15 protein-coding genes are annotated in these 16,705 nt (G+C 55.2%); 6 read left to right on the forward strand and 9 right to left on the reverse strand.

Translation table 11 applies throughout. From position 1 onward, the window contains the following. The 5 genes from ABO_RS05825 (at position 1) to ABO_RS05845 (ending at position 4,697) form a co-directional block, all read left to right on the forward strand. Positions 1–1,950, forward strand: a complete 1,950-nt coding sequence (locus ABO_RS05825; RefSeq protein WP_050731503.1) for an ATP-dependent DNA helicase — start codon at positions 1–3, stop codon at positions 1,948–1,950. After that, positions 1,947–2,621 carry a tRNA (adenosine(37)-N6)-threonylcarbamoyltransferase complex dimerization subunit type 1 TsaB gene (tsaB, locus tag ABO_RS05830; protein WP_011588411.1) on the forward strand — a complete coding sequence of 225 codons (675 nt, stop codon included), beginning with the start codon at positions 1,947–1,949 and terminating at the stop codon, positions 2,619–2,621. The genes ABO_RS05825 and tsaB overlap by 4 nt, the downstream gene beginning before the upstream one ends. Further along, a complete protein-coding gene (locus ABO_RS05835) occupies positions 2,618–3,052 on the forward strand; it encodes an acyl-CoA thioesterase (protein ID WP_011588412.1) in 435 nt (144 codons plus the stop codon). The genes tsaB and ABO_RS05835 overlap by 4 nt, the downstream gene beginning before the upstream one ends. 107 nt (positions 3,053–3,159) lie before the next feature. Further along, the gene (locus tag ABO_RS05840; RefSeq protein WP_011588413.1) at positions 3,160–3,957 is read left to right on the forward strand and encodes an undecaprenyl-diphosphate phosphatase; all 798 of its coding nucleotides are present in this window, start codon (positions 3,160–3,162) and stop codon (positions 3,955–3,957) included. A gap of 23 nt (positions 3,958–3,980) precedes the next feature. Beyond that, entirely contained in the window at positions 3,981–4,697 is a 717-nt protein-coding gene (locus tag ABO_RS05845; RefSeq protein WP_231483347.1) for a class I SAM-dependent methyltransferase, read from the forward strand. 75 nt (positions 4,698–4,772) lie between these two features. Here the strand turns inward: ABO_RS05845 and plsB are convergent, their stop codons facing one another. Beyond that, positions 4,773–7,274, reverse strand: coding sequence for a glycerol-3-phosphate 1-O-acyltransferase PlsB (plsB, locus tag ABO_RS05850; protein WP_011588415.1), 2,502 nt, complete (start codon positions 7,272–7,274; stop codon positions 4,773–4,775). 179 nt (positions 7,275–7,453) lie between these two features. On the opposite strand from plsB, the gene ABO_RS05855 reads away from it, so the two are divergent. Continuing rightward, positions 7,454–8,344 (forward strand): Dyp-type peroxidase, encoded by an 891-nt coding sequence (locus tag ABO_RS05855; RefSeq protein ID WP_011588416.1) that lies wholly within the window; start codon positions 7,454–7,456, stop codon positions 8,342–8,344. Positions 8,345–8,587: 243 nt separating this feature from the next. On the opposite strand, the gene ccoM is transcribed toward ABO_RS05855, so the two are convergent. The 8 genes from ccoM to ABO_RS05890 all read right to left on the reverse strand — a co-directional run bounded on the left by ccoM (position 8,588) and on the right by ABO_RS05890 (position 16,593). Then, positions 8,588–8,713: a cytochrome c oxidase subunit CcoM gene (ccoM, locus tag ABO_RS14635; RefSeq protein WP_269763797.1), complete on the reverse strand. Its 126-nt coding sequence runs from the start codon at positions 8,711–8,713 to the stop codon at positions 8,588–8,590. Positions 8,714–8,821: 108 nt separating this feature from the next. After that, the gene (locus tag ABO_RS05860; RefSeq protein ID WP_011588417.1) at positions 8,822–10,423 is read right to left on the reverse strand and encodes an aldehyde dehydrogenase family protein; all 1,602 of its coding nucleotides are present in this window, start codon (positions 10,421–10,423) and stop codon (positions 8,822–8,824) included. A 142-nt stretch (positions 10,424–10,565) separates the two neighbouring features. Continuing rightward, positions 10,566–12,686: an FUSC family protein gene (locus ABO_RS05865; protein WP_011588418.1), complete on the reverse strand. Its 2,121-nt coding sequence runs from the start codon at positions 12,684–12,686 to the stop codon at positions 10,566–10,568. Continuing rightward, the gene (locus tag ABO_RS05870) at positions 12,667–13,542 is read right to left on the reverse strand and encodes an efflux RND transporter periplasmic adaptor subunit (protein WP_011588419.1); all 876 of its coding nucleotides are present in this window, start codon (positions 13,540–13,542) and stop codon (positions 12,667–12,669) included. Before ABO_RS05870 ends, ABO_RS05865 begins: the two co-directional genes overlap by 20 nt. A gap of 17 nt (positions 13,543–13,559) precedes the next feature. Continuing rightward, the gene (locus tag ABO_RS05875; RefSeq protein WP_035458361.1) at positions 13,560–13,760 is read right to left on the reverse strand and encodes a DUF1656 domain-containing protein; all 201 of its coding nucleotides are present in this window, start codon (positions 13,758–13,760) and stop codon (positions 13,560–13,562) included. A 142-nt stretch (positions 13,761–13,902) separates the two neighbouring features. After that, positions 13,903–15,036, reverse strand: coding sequence for a succinyl-diaminopimelate desuccinylase (gene dapE / locus ABO_RS05880; RefSeq protein WP_011588420.1), 1,134 nt, complete (start codon positions 15,034–15,036; stop codon positions 13,903–13,905). 92 nt (positions 15,037–15,128) lie between these two features. Further along, positions 15,129–16,163 carry a 2,3,4,5-tetrahydropyridine-2,6-dicarboxylate N-succinyltransferase gene (gene dapD, locus ABO_RS05885; protein ID WP_011588421.1) on the reverse strand — a complete coding sequence of 345 codons (1,035 nt, stop codon included), beginning with the start codon at positions 16,161–16,163 and terminating at the stop codon, positions 15,129–15,131. Between the two features lie 82 nt (positions 16,164–16,245). Further along, the gene (locus tag ABO_RS05890; RefSeq protein ID WP_050731504.1) at positions 16,246–16,593 is read right to left on the reverse strand and encodes an ArsC family reductase; all 348 of its coding nucleotides are present in this window, start codon (positions 16,591–16,593) and stop codon (positions 16,246–16,248) included. Positions 16,594–16,705 lie beyond the last annotated feature (112 nt).

Below are 16,705 nucleotides of genomic sequence, written 5' to 3' on the forward strand. Positions count from 1 at the left end.
GTGACTACCGCCCGTAATCATCTTACCGATTTAGTGCGCTTTGCGCCGCTTCTGCCTGGGTATCAGCCCCGTGAACCGCAACTAGAAATGGCGGATGCGGTGGAAGACGTGATTGGCAGTGGTGCCACGCTGTTAGTAGAAGCGGAAACGGGCACCGGTAAAACGCTAGCTTACCTAGTGCCTGCACTGCTATCGGAAGGCCCGACGTTGGTGTCCACTGGCACCAAAAGCTTGCAGGATCAGCTGTTCTTTAAAGACCTGCCCATGGTCAAGAAGGCACTGAACTTGCCGCGTAAAGTGGCGCTGCTAAAAGGGCGCGCTAACTACCTATGTCCGTATCGATTGGAGCTGCATCAAGAAGACGCCCGTTTTCTCACCCGTGAGACCGTCGGGCAGATGCAGATTGTGTCGCACTGGGCAGCGCGCACTCGCACTGGTGATATCGCTGAGCTGCAACAGATTCCGGAAGATGCGCCAGTATGGCCCTGGGTAACCAGCACCGCGGACAATTGCCTGGGAACGGAATGCCCCCGCTATAACGAATGCCCGTTGATGAAGGCACGTAAAGAGGCTCAAGAAGCAGACTTAGTGGTGGTTAACCACCACCTGTTTTTCGCCGATGCAGCGTTACGCGGCAATGGTGCCGCCTCGGAGTTGCTGCCCACCGCCAATACGGTGATTTTCGATGAAGCCCATCAGCTACCCGAAATCGCGGCGGCGTTTTTCGCCGACACATTGAGCACCAGACAGATTCAGGAATTGGGCCGCGATAGCCTGTCTGAAGCGGGCCATACCGCCGCGGATCTGGCGGAGCTAAATCGCCTAGTGGCCGCCGTAGATAAAAGCAGCATGGATTTGCGTTTAAGTCTGGGGGACGGCGAGCGCCGTGAGCCCTGGACGGAAGTGGCAGAGAATAAGGCGGTGATTGAGGCCGGAGAGGCACTGTTGCAGGCTTTGCAGGAGCTGGATGCATTTCTCGGACCGCTGGCCAAGGCGAGCCGGGGGATGGATGCCTGCTCTCGGCGCGCCAGTGAACAGGTGGATTGCCTGGCCGCCTACCTGAAAGGCGGGCAGCCGAATCGAGTGTACTGGTTTGAAACCTTCAAACGCTCTGTGGTCTTGCACAGCACGCCGTTGTCCGTGGCGGCCCAGCTGCGAGCCCAGCGTGAGCGCAACCCGTGTAGCTGGATTCTCACCTCAGCCACGCTGTCGGTGGGCGGACGCTTTGAACATATCCAGCACCGTTTGGGGCTGGATTCTGCCCGTACCCTTAGGTTGGAGAGCCCTTTCGATTTTAAGCGCCAGGCCGTGTTCTATGCCCCGGAAGGGCTGCCGGCGCCGAATGATAGCGAGTACACGGCGCAACTCACCGCTGCCATGGTACCGGTCATTAATGCAGCCAGGGGCCGCACTTTTTTCCTGTTTACGAGTCACAGAGCGTTACGTGAAGCCGCGGCTATCCTTCGCCAGAAGCTTGATTACCCTTTGTTGGTGCAGGGTGAGGCCGGGCGGCGTGAATTACTTGATGCGTTTAGGGAAAAGGGCAATGCCGTGTTGTTGGGAACCAGCAGCTTCTGGGAAGGCATTGATGTACGTGGTGAAGCGCTCAGTTGTGTGATTATCGATAAACTGCCATTTGGTTCACCCGGTGATCCGGTGGCGGCGGCGCGCATCGAGCATATTAACCGCAATGGCGGTAATGCATTTCGTGATTACCAGCTTCCCCAAGCGGTGCTGGCCCTGCGCCAGGGAGCCGGGCGGCTGATTCGTGACCCGAAAGATACCGGGTTGCTGGTAGTTGCAGACCCGCGTTTGCTGACGCGTAGTTATGGCAAGTTGTTCGTTAACAGCCTGCCCAACATGACCCGTACCCGTAAGTTAGATGTGGTTCAGCGGTTTTTTGATTATCTGGCCGCTCAGGGCCAGGAAGCGGGAAAAATGGAATCATGACGCGACTACTTGCATTAGAAACCGCAGGAGAAACCTGCTCGGTGGCGCTGTTGGATAATGGCAGTGTAATCGAACGCTTTGAGCAAGCGCCTCGTCAGCAGACCGAGCGGGTATTGCCCATGGTTGAGGGGGTGCTGGCGGAGGCGGGTTTCCGGCTTGCCGATCTTGATGGCATTGCTTTCGGGCATGGTCCGGGTGCATTCACCGGTGTGCGGGTTGCGGCTGCTGTAACCCAGGGTTTGGCCTTCGCGGCGGATCTACCGGTGGTAGGGGTTTCCACTTTAGCGGCTTGTGCGCTGAGCGCGCAGGCACTGAAGGTGAATCCGCATGTTATTGCTTGTTTTGATGCGCGCATGGGCGAGCTTTACCTCGGCGCCTATGAGTGTGAGCCGGGCTCGGCTAATGCCGTGCTTTGTGATGGGCTGTTCAAGCCTGATGCTTTGCCAGAACTGCCGTGCGCTGAATGGATGATCGTTGGTTCCGGGTTGGTGTATCAAGACGCGCTGCGGGCGGCCTATGGCGCAAGCTTCTGCGTTGCTGACGCTCACCCCCGTGCGCAAGCTGTTGCGCAGCTGGCATTACCTGCATTCGAACGCGGAGAGGGTGTGAGTGCAGAACAGGCACAGCCGGTCTATCTGCGAGATCAAGTGATTCAGGGAGCAGTACGATGATCAACTGGGATCTTCCCAATGTGCATGAACTGACAGTGACCGTGCCTGCCGAAGCCATCGATGTGATGGGCCATGTGAACAACACTGAATATCTGCGTTTTATGGAGCAGATTGCCTGGCACCATACCACCGAGCTGGGGCTGGGTTGGGATTTGTATCAGAGGCTTAACCGGGGCATGGTGGCGCGCCATACCGAAGTGGATTATCTGGCGCCGGCTTTCGAGGGTGAGAACCTGAGGATCGGTACCTGGATCGTACAAAACGATGGCCGTATCAGCATTACGCGTCGTTACCAAATTGTGCGTGAATCCGACAGCCTAACATTACTGCGCGGGCGCACCCGGTGGGTGTGTGTGGCACTGGATTCCGGCAAACCACGGCGTATGCCTGTAGAATTTCTACAGGGCTATAAAGTGACGGCGGACGAATAGGGCACCGCCGTTTTCTAAATCGGGTCTGCGTAACCTCAAGCTGGTGCGGAGGCACGTTGTTTCAACGCACGTTTGGTTTCTAGCGTTACAATCAATAAGGACTTTCCATGGATTGGTTCCAAGCCTTGGTTCTTGCTCTGATACAGGGGCTTACCGAGTTTCTTCCTATTTCCAGTTCCGCTCACCTGATTCTGCCGTCCCAAATCCTCGGGTGGCCAGATCAGGGATTGGCGTTCGATGTGGCTGTGCATTTGGGGACCTTGCTGGCAGTGATGATGTATTACCGCCGTGATTTGATTGCCATGGTGGGGGGGGCCGGCCTAGCCGTTCAGCAGCGCCGGATGAATGATGACCTGAAGTTGGGTTTGTTGGTGGCGTTGGCCACCATTCCAGCGGTGGTGTTTGGTTTCCTCGGTGATGACTTTATTGAGCGTGAACTACGCTCAGCGTTGGTAATTGCTATCACCACGCTGGTATTCGGCGCGTTGCTATGGGCGTCTGATGCTTTTGGTAAACGGGAGTTTTCGTTGGCTAGGTTAGGCGTTGCAGGTGCCATTTTTATTGGCCTGGCTCAGGCATTGGCATTGATTCCCGGCACTTCGCGCAGTGGTATCACCATTACTGCGGCATTGGCGCTGGGCTATCGTCGTGAGGATGCGGCTCGTTTCTCCTTTTTGTTATCGATTCCGGTGATCCTTGGGGCCGGGCTGCTTAAAACCAAAGATTTGATCGAGCAACAAGTGGTGGTGGACTGGGGGATGATGGCGCTGGGCGTTATCGTTAGTGCGGTAACCGCTTACCTGACCATTGTATTCTTCATTCGCTTGTTGGAGCGCGTTGGCATGCTGCCGTTTGTGGTCTATCGGTTGATACTCGGTGTGGCCCTGTTGTTCTGGTTGGCATGAGGCAGAGTGAGTGGTTGGACACTGTGCTTGGGTTATTACCCGGTTGCCCGAAAGGTCTTCCGGGTTTCTGGGTTGAAAATGAAGCCCAGGCCAGTGGGCAGGCGCTTGAGCTGGTGCTTGGCTGGCATGATGATTGCCTGGGCCTGTGGCGTCCCGGTGGCAAGCAAACGCCGCTGACGGTCAGTTTCTGTGACGGCAAGCAGGGGTACCGACTCACCCCCGAGCGGGTGCGCCATGAGCGTCTGATTAAGGCGCTGGGCAAGCCCAAAGACGATCGGATCCGGGTGCTTGACGCCACGGCGGGGCTTGGCAGGGATGCGGCCCTGATGGCACAGGCAGGGTTTCAGGTGATGCTGGCAGAACGTTCGCCGATTCTTCACGCGATGCTTGCTGATGGTCTGCAAAGGGCTCCTGCCAGCCTTGTTGCGAACATGCAGTTGCTGGCGTGCGCAGACAGCAAAATTGCTGAGCCATCTGCTCTCCACGCGGTGTACCTAGATCCCATGTTTCCCGCTCGGGAAAAAAGTGCGGCGGTTAAAAAAGACCTGCAGTGGTTGCAGCGGCTTTGTCCTTACCCGGATGAAGTTGAGGAACAGCAATTACTGGATTGGGCGCGTGCCCTTGGCGCTTCTCGGGTGGTTGTCAAACGCCCGGTAAAGGCGGGTTTTTTAGCTGGCGTAACACCGTCTTTTAGTCAAAAGGGCAAGGCGGTACGTTTTGATATTTATACCTGCCCCTGAGCACAACCCTACAGGTAATGACGGTCGATTCTTTTGGGAAGACACCGGCCACCCACAAGAGATGGCCGGAGATGTTTAATTTGCTTCAGATGACGCAGTAAGCAGGTTGCCCAGATTGCTAACCCGTGTGACACGCTGGATAGCGTCACTGATATCCGGGCTGAGAATGCGACTGGCTTCGTCATCAAGGGCCTGCAGTTTTTCATCAAACTCCAATGCGCCACTGCCTCCCGGTGTCACCAAACCCGTGGAATAAAGCTGGGCAATAAAGTTCTTTAACACCACTTTGTCGAAAAATTCCGGGGAATTAAACTCATAAAGCAGAGATAGCCGCTGTGCGGTTTGGTGTGCCAATTCGCCTAGTTGATCGGCGGTGAGCATTCCGGAGCCGTATTGCACCAGCAGTCGAATGGTTAGGTAGTAACGCTCCAGCGACGGCATCACTGTCTGGCCAAGGTGATCGAGCATGTCAGATTCATGAGTGTGAATCGCCGCCCCGTGCAAACAATCATTCTCACGGGTAATTAGTTGCTCTTGCTGTAGGACGGTGACGATATTATTGACGGCGGCTTCCAGCTCTTCATCGTTTTGCCAGTGCAAAAAGTACTCGTTACGCAGGAAGGGGTAGAGCAGACGAACCATGCTTTGCAGTACGTCGATGCTGACCGAGCGAGCATTCATTACCAAAGAGCAGATTAGCCCGGGGAGAATGAAAAGGTGCAGGCTGTTGTTGCGTACGTAGGCCATCTGCAGAGCAGTTTTTTCATCGGTGGTCACCACGTCACCCAGTTTGTGTTCGATCCGGTCCAGGAAGTCATGCTCAAGGCCATACTGGATAATGGCATCGGCGTCGTCAGTGGCGAGCGCGGCGCAATCACTGTAGGGCGCCTGTTTAAGCAGAGAGATGTAGAGGTTGAGTTGTTGGCGAAGTTGAGCCACATCCATGGTGTGCTTGGGTGATGCAAGTAACGCTAGGCTGAGCAAGTTAACCGGATTGGCCACTGCGGCTGCGTTGATGGATTCCACCACTTCTTGGCCCAGCTCTGCGACTGCATGTTTAAACCAGGCTGGGTTTTCCCCGGGGGCGATCGTTTCATTGCGCCATTTTGGATTGTGCCCGTCCAGATAGTCCACCAGCTTAATAGGCTCCCCAAAATTCAGGTGCACCTGGCCAAAGTGGCTACGCAGTACAGACAGTGACTTCATCAAGCCGCCCACCGATTCTTTTTGCTTTTTTTTGCCGTGCAGTTCGCCGATATAGGAGCCAGCTTCAATCACTTTTTCGTAGCCCACATAGACAGGCACAAAGGCAATCGGCTTGCGCGAATCGCGCAGGAAGCTGCGTACGGTCATGGCCAGCATGCCGGTGCGGGGCTTAAGCATGCGACCACTGCGGCTGCGACCTCCTTCTACAAAATATTCAATGGAAAAGCCGCGTGTGGTAATCGTGTGCAAGTATTCGCTGAATACGGCGGCGTATAGTGGGTTGCCACGGAAGCTGCGACGCATGAAGAAAGCGCCACCACGGCGCAGGACCGTTCCCACGATCGGCAGGTTCAGGTTAATACCCGCGGCAATATGCGGTGGAACCAAGCCGTTACGGAACATCACAAAGGACAGCAGCAGGTAATCTATGTGGCTACGGTGGCAGGGCACATAGATAACTTCGTGATCGCCGGCGACCTTGGTCAGGTTGTCCATATTGTAGAGGCGAATGCCTCCGTATAGGCGGTTCCATAACCAGTTTAAAAACAACTCAAGGGTTCGGATCACGGTGTGAGAATAGTCTGCTGCAATTTCCATGGCATAAGCGCGGGCCTTGGCTTCCAGCTTTTCTTCACTAAGGTCTTGCCGTTTCGCTTCAGCGCTAATGACTTCACGCACCGAGATGGAATCCACCACAGTGTTAGTCAGGGTACGCCTGTGCGACAGATCTGGCCCGATGGCGGCTTCCTGTTGGCGGCGGAAATGGACCCGCAGGATGCGTGATGCTTTGCGAACGGCTTGATCGTCAGTCTGGCACTGGTCGACTAGGGTACGTAGTGACAGGGGCTGACTAAACTGAACGTAGAGCTGCCGTCCCTGAGTAATGATGATGAAGAATTTCTTGATGAAACCGGCGGGCGACCAGTTATCGGAGAACAGGATGCGCCACATTGAGTTCTCTTTTTCCGGCCGACGGCCCCAGAACACAGATACCGGCACCAGCTGAACATCCGCGTCGGGGTTAGCGCGCAGGACTGCGACCAGTTTTTCCAGACGGGGTGGTGAGACTGCGCGCCGCTGACGGCGGTTACCTATTTGCCGACGGTACAGCTGGAAATAGCTATGGTGAAGGTGCGTCTTGCCCAGCGTTAACCCTCGCAAGGCAGAGGAAAGCCCTAGTTGTCGGGCACTTTGGTCTGCCACGGCGGCATCCGCGGCCGAGCGGTCACTGAGCACATACACCACCGGTGTGTTGGCGGCGAGTTGGAGTTCCTTGGGGTCTGAAGGAAGTGCATTAGCGCGGGTGCACAAGCGTAAAAATATACGTATCAGGAAGAAACCTAGTCGGTCCAGGCCAAGCCAAGGTGTCATAGTCGGTTACAATTAACGAATGGGAGCTAAGTGTATCGAAAGCCCAGAGTCCGGAACACTAGCGGATATTTCAATTTGTTTCAGAAATGCTGCGCTTGGTATGCTGAAGGCTGACTCCTTCACGTTGAAGAGGTTCGCCATGATTAGACCTGCTATTATTGTGGGAATTCTTCCTGTTCATGGATAGCGCAAAGGAGCTTCCGGTGTCGACACCTCAATCCGGTATTTTTGACCGCAGTTATGCCCACCATCTGTTCTTCGAATTCAGCCTTGGTAGTGGCTTTGAGCTGGAGGCATTACGCGCCGCTCTGCGAGAGATTGTTGTACTGAAAAGTGAGAAAACCCCGGTTTTGTTGGCTTTCGGACCAGATCTTTGGGCCTGTTTTGATTCCCGTTTCAGCTTCTCCGCGTTTTCCCTAGAGGGACATATCCCGGCCACCCAGGGGGATTTATGGGTGTGGGTTCAGGCTAAAGAGTCTGGCGATCTATTCGATACTGCCATGCAGGTGCGCAAGGCGGTGGGTGATTTACTTGCAACTCAGCTTGAGTTGACGGCCTTTGTGTACCACGACATGCGAGACCTAACAGGGTTCGTGGATGGCATTGGTAACCCCACCGGCGAAAAGGCAGAAAAGGCTGCTTTTATTGCTGAACCTCACCCCGGTGCGGGGGGGAGCTGGGTGCTGACCCAGAAATGGATTCACGACTTGGACAAGTTTAACCAGTTACCGGTTAGTGAGCAGGAGAATGTGTTTGGCCGGACCAAAGAAGATGCTGTGGAGTTTGATGATGAGCGCATGCCCACGGATGCCCACGTTGGACGCGTTGATGTGGACCGTGACGGTGTAGCGCAAAAAATGTGGCGTCGCTCGGTTCCCTATGGCGACAGTGGCCAGCATGGTCTGTATTTTTTGGCATTTTGTTGCGAGTTGGACCGTTACGACTTTTTGCTACGCCGTATGTATGGCATTGCTGATGATTCAGTGAAAGATCGTCTACTGGACTTTACCCGTCCGGTGATGGGGTCCTGGTGGTATGCGCCGTCACAAGATTGGCTGGAGGCGCTCTGATCCAGCGATAGCTTGGGAAGTATTCTGTTGAAGAGCCACTAAGGGAGCCGCTAAGAGTGGCATTGTAGATGTATTATCAGCCTTCCACGCTGGTTCGCTCCCTAGGCTAAGGGAATAAGATAAAGAGCGGCACATTGGGGGCGCACGCCGAGTGCGCAAAGCGCTGTTCTAAGGCGTGTCTAAGGGCAATGGCCGTGAGCCTACCCCGCCGTTCCTGCCGCGTGAAAATAGGGCGCGGAGATGTTAGTCCTTTTCGCTCTGTGTGGTGTCTTTATTACCAGCATCAAGCCAGATAAACAGGGCGAAACATCCCGCGAAGATTAGAATGCCTGCAATCACAGCGATGCCTGCTAAAACCACGGTATCCATATACATAGAAAATCCTCCCTTAACCTGTCTGGCTAGCGTGACAGATTCAGAGAGGAACAATGTGATTCAGATCAATAGGCCCGCTTGCGCGGGCCCCTCCGCGACCGTTTAGTCGCCGGTTTTCCAGCCAGTGAACATTTTCTTCACCAAGAAGGGGGTAAGCTTGAGCGAAGCGCTCAGCCACTGGCCGACCCCGGAAGGGAAGACGAAGAGCAAGGCATTCTTGATACCGTTATAGGTGGCCTGATCAAACGGGTACCAGAAGATATTGCGTTTGGACGGCAAAGTATCCCAGTTCACTACTTTCGCCTGGGTCATTTCTTCCAAACCTTCCGGACCGTGGGTACGGCCAATGCCCGATTCTTTCCAGCCGCCCCAGGGGGTTTCAGACAAGCCGTGGCTGTAGAGGTGATCATTGAGGGTGGTAACACCCGTCTGCAGCTGTGCGGCGATGGCACGGCCACGTTTGTTATCTTTAGTCCAGACTGAAGAGGTCAGGGCCAGATTTGAATCATTGGCTTTGCGAATGGCCTCTTCTTCATTGGCTACACGCTGCACGGCGATTAAGGGGCCGAAGGTTTCATCACACATGGTGAGCATGTCATCGGTGACCTGGGTGAGCAGAGTGGCAGGGAAGAAGAAGCCGTTTTCCACATTACCCACAGGGCGGGACTGGGCTTCAATGCGAGCGCCTTTGGCCAGTGCGTCTTCCACATGCTGCTGAACCGTACGCAGTTGGCCTGCGGTAGTTAGGCTGCCGATATCCACATCAAAACCGTTGCAACCAATGCCGTGGCGCAGCTGACGGGTTTTCTTGGCCAGCAGATCCACGAACTGATCGTATACGGCATCCACCACATAAACACGCTCCACCCCGCCACAGCTTTGCCCTGCATTTTGGTAGCCGCCCCATGCGGCACCGTTGGTGGCTCTCTCCAGATCTGCATCTTCGAGCACCAGCATCGGATCGTTACCGCCTAGCTCCAGTGAGACGGGAGTCAGCGTTTTAGCTGCTTGAGCCATCAACGTTTTGCCTGCGGCGACCGAGCCGGTAAAGAACAGCTTATCGATGCCATTATCGAAAAAGCCGGTAGCGACCTTTGAACCAGAGCCGACAATGTGCTGAAACAGGCCTTCAGGAAGTTCGCCAGCGGCGACGATTTGCTCAATGGCCCGGCCTACTGCAGGGGTGGCTGCAGCCACTTTTAGCATAATGCCGTTACCGGCCATCAAGGCCATGACGATTTCGCCAAAAGGAATCGATAGGGGGTAGTTCCAAGGGCTGATAATACCTACTACGCCTAACGGTACCCGTAACATATGGGTGCGTTTGTTAAAGAATAAGATGCTGCCTACAGGGCGGTTACGCTCTTTCAGGTAATGCTCAGCATTTTTTGCATACCATTTGCAGGCCAGTGCACAGGGTAATACTTCCGTCGCCAAGGCATCAGTGAGTGTTTTGCCGTTGCTTTCGCTGATGGTACGGGCCAGATCATCGGCGCGGTCGACAATGTAGCTGCGCATCATCTGAATATGGCGAGCCCTTTCCTTAAAAGACTTGGTCGCCCAAATAGCTTGCGCTTGCCGGGCTTTGTCCAGCATTTGTGGCAACGCATCCAGATTGGTTTCGCTCAACTCTGCAACGGCAGTGCCGGTGGCGGGGTTGGTGTCGACCACTACGTTGGCAGTCAATTTCTCTTGTACGGTCATGTGAAGGGGGCTCCATCATGGCGGGTCGCCAGGGCGGCCCGCAGGCGATTAGTGATACAGGGAAGAAGGCCAGAGAAACACAGAGTAGACACGCTGGCTAGAGCTTCTCGACAGTAATTTTAGGCCTTTAAGCGACGGGCTTCTAGCGGCTTGCCGTGCTATTGGCTGAGATATCGTCTGGCTCTACGGTGCGAGCCATGCGTGAGGCCATGCGTTCGAAGGTAAGAGCGATGCGCTCCACCGCGCCAGCAACCAACTCCTGATTTCGCTGTTCCAAATTACCGGCCTGGGCCATGGCGATTTTTAGGCGTTCAGAGTTGTCGCGAAAACGGCTATCGCAATGCCCTTGGGCGCAGGCCTGGTAGGCATCAGCTAGGGATTGCTGCCATTGGGCCGCGCAGGCCAGCAAGGCGGCGGGCGCCTGGGTGTGAATGCGTCCTTGCACCCATAGCGAGACTTGGCCCAAGTTAAGGCCTGTCAGCCCCAGGTCAGTAAAGTGACGTCGTTCTTCGGGCAGTGCCTTGTCGCAGATGGTGAGCCAACGAAGGCGGTCCGCCATACGGGCATTGAAGCCTTCCTCTTTAATACGGTGATGGCCGATTAACGTTAGGTCAGCAGCGGTTTCGCGAATGAGTCGTCGGCGCAGGCTTGCCCCGCTGGGTGGAGTAATTAGCCGAAACATCATGAAGGCAATGACGATGCCGCCGGTGATTGCCAAGCCGTTACTGGCCACCCGGGCCACATCGAAATCCATGGCGTTACCCGGTTGCACCAGAATAATGTAAGGGGTGCAGAACCCCAATCCGTAGGCCAGGGTGGTGGGGTTACTAATGGCCAGTAGTGCTACGAACAGGGGGGCGCCAAGAATAAGGATTAGTAGCGGAAAATCGCCGTTGCTGAGGGCTAGGAGGGGCAAGGTAAAGAATAGGGCAACCGGTGTGGCCAGTACCGAGGTGGTCGCGGCCCGACGTAACACCCGGTCCGGTTCTGGCAGGCGGGCAAAAAGGATGGTGAAGATCACCGGCATGATCATCAGCATGATGGCCATGGGGCTGGCAGTGCCGATCCAGAGGCCGGCGGCAATCATGAATACCAAGGCACTGCGGATACCCACGGCGGCGGCAATTTGTACATCCCGGTAGGGCTTAAGGGCCTGCGGGCGCAGTTGCATTTCTTTGCTGAAATGCAGTGCCCGGTTGGCTTCCAGGGCAAGAATAATGTCGGCGGTCAGGTTTAGGGCTACCTGGAAAAAACGCCGCTGAAGCGGGGGGGCGTCGTCGCTTTGCTCGCTACGAGCGTTTCGCAATTGCTGGCGCAGGTGTTGCACTTCCTCCATGGCGGCTTCGGCGGAATCGGTTTCGCGCATCCGCTTGAAGGAAAGCCGCAGTGAATCGAGCATGTCCTGCAGAGCCGGTGTGAGGAGCTCACTGTGGTTGCGCATCAGGCGACCAATAACGCGTATGCGTGCAATCAGTGACAGCGTCTTGTGACAGATGACGGTGGCGGCCCGTGCGCGGCCCGGGCCCTGAGCTCCTTCATACATGACGGCGCTGCTGTCATCACTGAGTGGGAAAATGCGCTGTAGTAGGGTATCTACTTGTGTATGTCGTTGGGTGTGGGTGCCTGTCGGGTTTAGTTCCAGTTCCAGGTAGGCCAGGGTCTGGTTGAGCGCGCCTCTGGCATGTTTTTGCAGCAAGTGACTAACACGGGCTGGCCACAGTAGATTGCTCACTAGGGTCGCACAGACTGCGCCAACAATGATTTCGCTAATCCGGGCATTGGCCACATGAAAAATGCTTACGCTAGAGGTGCTGGTCGGGTTGGCGATGGAAATCACCACAATCAGGGTGGCGGTGATCCCCGCCATGGCAAAACCATAAATAAAATTGGCTTGCCGTACCCAGGCTGAGGCGGCTGCATTGAGGCCGATCCACAGAGTCAGCGCCAATAGTGCAATAAAGGGGTAAGGCAGTAGGGTGGCGAGAATCAGCAGGCCCATGGCCCCGCCCACCAAGGTACCGCCAATCTGGCACAGCCCTTTTTCAATCACTAGCCCGGTTTCCGGGCGGACCTGCAAGAATACCGCAGAAATAAGTGCCCAGTAGGGGCGCTCAAGTTGCATGAGCATGGCCAGATAAAGGGCCAGCCCCATGGCAATAATACCCTTGAGCGCAAAAAGCACGGAGTGGCGCTGCGGTGTCAGGATGACGGCAAGACGAGGAGGCAAGGTCATCACGAAAACGTCACTCTGGCTCTTCGTCATACAGACGCACAGTGGCGGTCATGCCGGCGGCGAGCAGGATATCTTTGGGCACGGATGCCAGTTTGATGTGCACCGGGATACGTTGCGCCAGCCGCACCCAGTTAAAGGTTTGTTGTACTTGGGGGAGTAGTTGGCGGTCGGTTTGGGTGTTGGCGTTGGCGATGGCTTGGCCCACGCTGGTCACTTTCCCCTGCAGGGCACGGGAACCATTCATGAGAATCACTGAGGCGTCCTGGCCCACGTGGACCAACGGTAATTTGGTTTCTTCAAAATAGCCGGTGACATAGAAACTGTCAGCTTTAACCAGGGAGAGCACCGGGCTGCCTTGGTTGACAAAATTGCCCTGTTGAAGCGACAGGTTAACGATGGTGCCGTCGGCGGGGGCATGAATGCGGGTGCGTTCGAGATTGATGCTAGCGCTGTCCAGTTCGGCTTGGGCCAGTGCCACGTTAGCTTTGGCGAGCTCTGCCTGTATGCGTGCGCTTTCTAACGCCTCTTTGCTAATGCTGTTGTTATTACTGCGATGCAAATCCTTGCGACGTTGATAATGATGTTGCGCGAGCTGCAGGGCTTTTTGCTGATAAAGCAGCTGGGCTCGAGCTTTGGCAAGTGCGGCCTGGTAGCGGGTGTCGTCGATACGAAACAATGGGTCGCCTCGACTCACTCTCTGGTTATCTTCAATATTGAGTTCGCGCACCCAGCCAGACACATCAGGGGAGAGTGTGATGATCTCTGCACGTACTTTGCCGTCTCGGGTCCAGGGTGCATAGAGGTAGTAATTCCACACCCAGTGCCCGGCGATCAGGGCCAGAATGACCAGAACCACGGTAAGTAGCATTCGAAGTGTTTGTTGCATGAAGGACCTTATCTCAGTCAGCTCAATAGTCGCAGGGAAAGGGCAACGAAACAGACAAAAAGGGAAAGGTAGAACCAAGCGCCTTTCCAGACCTGGCGGTGCCAGCCTAGTTGTCGAAGTAACAAGTAGGACATGAAGGTAAGAGCCAGTGACAGCAGCACCAGCAATACCATAGGGCTGAACAGCATGCCGCCCACTGGGATTTCATGCAGCCACATGGTGCCTCCCGATCCGTGATAGCGTTTTTATAGTAGGAGCAGTTTGCCTGAATTTGTAGCCTGATGCTGCGCCTGCGTGATAGAGCCTGATTAATGTCAGCCGGCTCTATCACGCAGGTCGCGCATCATTATGGGGCAGGTTTTAGCCAGTGGTCATCAAGTGTTGGAGCAAACGCTGATAGATCTGCGTTAGGGTGTCCAGTTCGCTGATGCTTGTGTGTTCGTCCACCTTGTGAATGGTGGCGTTGGTGGGGCCTAGCTCCACCACCTGGGTGCCGGTGGGGGCGATAAAACGACCATCGCTGGTGCCGCCGGCGGTGGACAGTTCAGTGTCCAACTCGGTGACATCGCGAATCGCACCAACGGCGGCGTCCACCAGAGCTCCTCGATCTGTCAGGAACGGTTGGCCGGAAAGGGTCCATTGCAGATCATAGTCCAGGCCGTGCTTGTCGAGAATTGCTTCGACCCGTTCGCGAAGAATGGCATCGGTGAGTTCGGTGGAAAAACGAAAATTAAAAATGATCTCGCAGGTGCCTGGAATTACATTGGTGGCGCCGGTGCCGCCGTTAATGTTGGAAATTTGAAAACTGGTAGCGGGAAAGAAATCGTTCCCTTGATCCCATTCGGTAGCAGACAATTCTGCAAGCGCTGGCGCCACATCGTGAATCGGGTTGCGGGCCAGATGTGGATAGGCCACGTGCCCTTGAATGCCTTTTACGGTGAGCTTTGCGCCCAGCGAACCACGGCGACCGTTTTTGATCACATCCCCTACGGTGTTGGTGGAAGATGGTTCGCCTACCAGGCAATAATCAATATGCTCTTGGCGAGCTTGCAAGTGTTCTACCACCTTGACGGTGCCGTTAACGGAGGGGCCTTCTTCATCAGCGGTGATTAGGAAAGCCAGGCTACCATTATGGTCCGGATGAGCGGCGATAAAGTCCTCCATGGCCACTATCATGGCGGCGATGGAGCCTTTCATATCGGCAGCCCCTCGTCCGTACAGTAAGTCACCTTCTTCGGTGGGTGTGAACGGATCGTATTTCCACGCCGTCACGTCGCCGGTGGGCACCACATCGGTATGACCGGCAAAGGCAAATACAGGCCCTTGGGTTCCGCGACGGGCCCACAGGTTGCGCACTTCCTCGAACCACAGGGTTTCACATTTAAAGCCCAGCACTTCCAGCTTTTCAATTATCCAGGCCTGACAGCCTTGATCCTCCGGTGTCACGGACGCGCGGCGGATGAGTTCTTTAGTGTAGTCGAGGGTACGAGACATGAAATCAGCTCCAAGCCTAAAGCTGCAAGCGACAGACTAGCAAACAGGGGGAAAGCCTATGTGTAGTTTGAAGCTTGCAGCTGGTCGCTTTTTTAGTTGTGCTTATGCAGCTCTTCGTTCAGGGCGATGGCGCTTTTGTTGGTGAGACATTGCACGGCACCGTTGGTGGTGTTGCGGCGAAACAGCAGGTCGGACTGGCCAGCCAAATCACGTGCTTTGACTGTGTTAACGATCTCGCCCTTGTCGTCCAGCAGTTGCACCTTGGAGCCGGAGGTGATGTACAAGCCTGCTTCAATGGTACAACGATCACCCAAGGGGATGCCGGTACCCGCATTGGCGCCCAGCAGACAGCCTTCGCCTAAAGAGATGATGATGTTGCCACCGCCAGACAGGGTGCCCATGGTGGAGGCGCCACCGCCGATGTCGGAGCCTTTACCTACAAAGACGCCAGCGGAGATGCGGCCTTCGATCATGCCGGGGCCTTCAGTACCCGCGTTAAAGTTAATGAAGCCTTCGTGCATGATGGTGGTGCCTTCGCCCACATAGGCGCCCAAGCGAACCCGGGAGGTATCGGCGATACGGACACCGGCAGGCACCACGTAATCGGTCATTTTCGGGAACTTGTCCACGCTATTTACTTCCAGCACTTTGCCGTTTAGGCGGGCCAAAAGTTGACGCTCAGGGAGTTCTTCCAGATCCACGGCCCCTTCGTTGGTCCAGGCCACGTTGGGTAGTAGCGGGAATATGCCGGACAAGTTAACACCATGGGGTTTTGCTAATCGGTGTGAGATCAAGTGAAGCTTGAGGTAGGCTTCTGGAGTGGTCGCTGGCTCGGCGTCCGTTTCCAATACAGTGAGTACCACCGGGCGATCGGATTCTTGAAATGCCACTGCATAGCTGGCTTCATGTTCAAAGCCGGCTTCACGCCATTCGCGGGCAATGTGCTGAACTTGGCGATGGGTGAGTTCCAGAGCCGCGTTACCGCCCTGGTAGTCTAGTTCTTCACGGATTACGTCAATCAGCTTGTTGTCCGGGTTAAGGCTCGGGTCGGGATAAAAAACTTCAAGCCAGTTGTCTTTACGGTTTTTGGTACCGCAGCCCAGTGCGATGGCGAAATAGTTACTCATTGTTGTCTCCTGACGTCGAGCTGGCTGCCAAATGCATGATGCCGAAAGTCGCTGTTGAGCATCAAGCGTTGGGCAGCCGGCATTATTTCAATATGTCTGTCCACTCGTCGGCGTTGAAACCGGCTGTGATAATGGTGTCGCTTTGAAGAATAGGGCGCTTGATTATGGATGGGTTATCCATCGCCACGGTGATGGCTTTTTCCGTAGTCATGGATTCCTTGGTTGCAGTGTCCAGTTTGCGCCAGGTAGTGCCGCGTTTATTGATGACTATTTCCCAACTCAGGGCTTCCAGCCATTGGCGCAGTCGTTGCTCGGGCACGCCTTCTTTCTTGTAGTCGTGAAAGTGGTAGCTGATGCCGTTATTGTCTAGCCATGTCATGGCTTTTTTCATGGTATCGCAGTTCTTGATACCGAAGATGGTCAGTTCCATGTTCAATCCTTGCTCTAGCAACAAGCGCCAAGCTTCAATGCGAGATACATCGCTGTGAATTTCAGCATTGTCGCCGCGACCTACGGAATTCTTTGTGCGCGGGTAATGCGTA

It is taken from the genome of Alcanivorax borkumensis SK2, assembly GCF_000009365.1.
In the GTDB taxonomy this organism is placed as follows: domain Bacteria; phylum Pseudomonadota; class Gammaproteobacteria; order Pseudomonadales; family Alcanivoracaceae; genus Alcanivorax; species Alcanivorax borkumensis.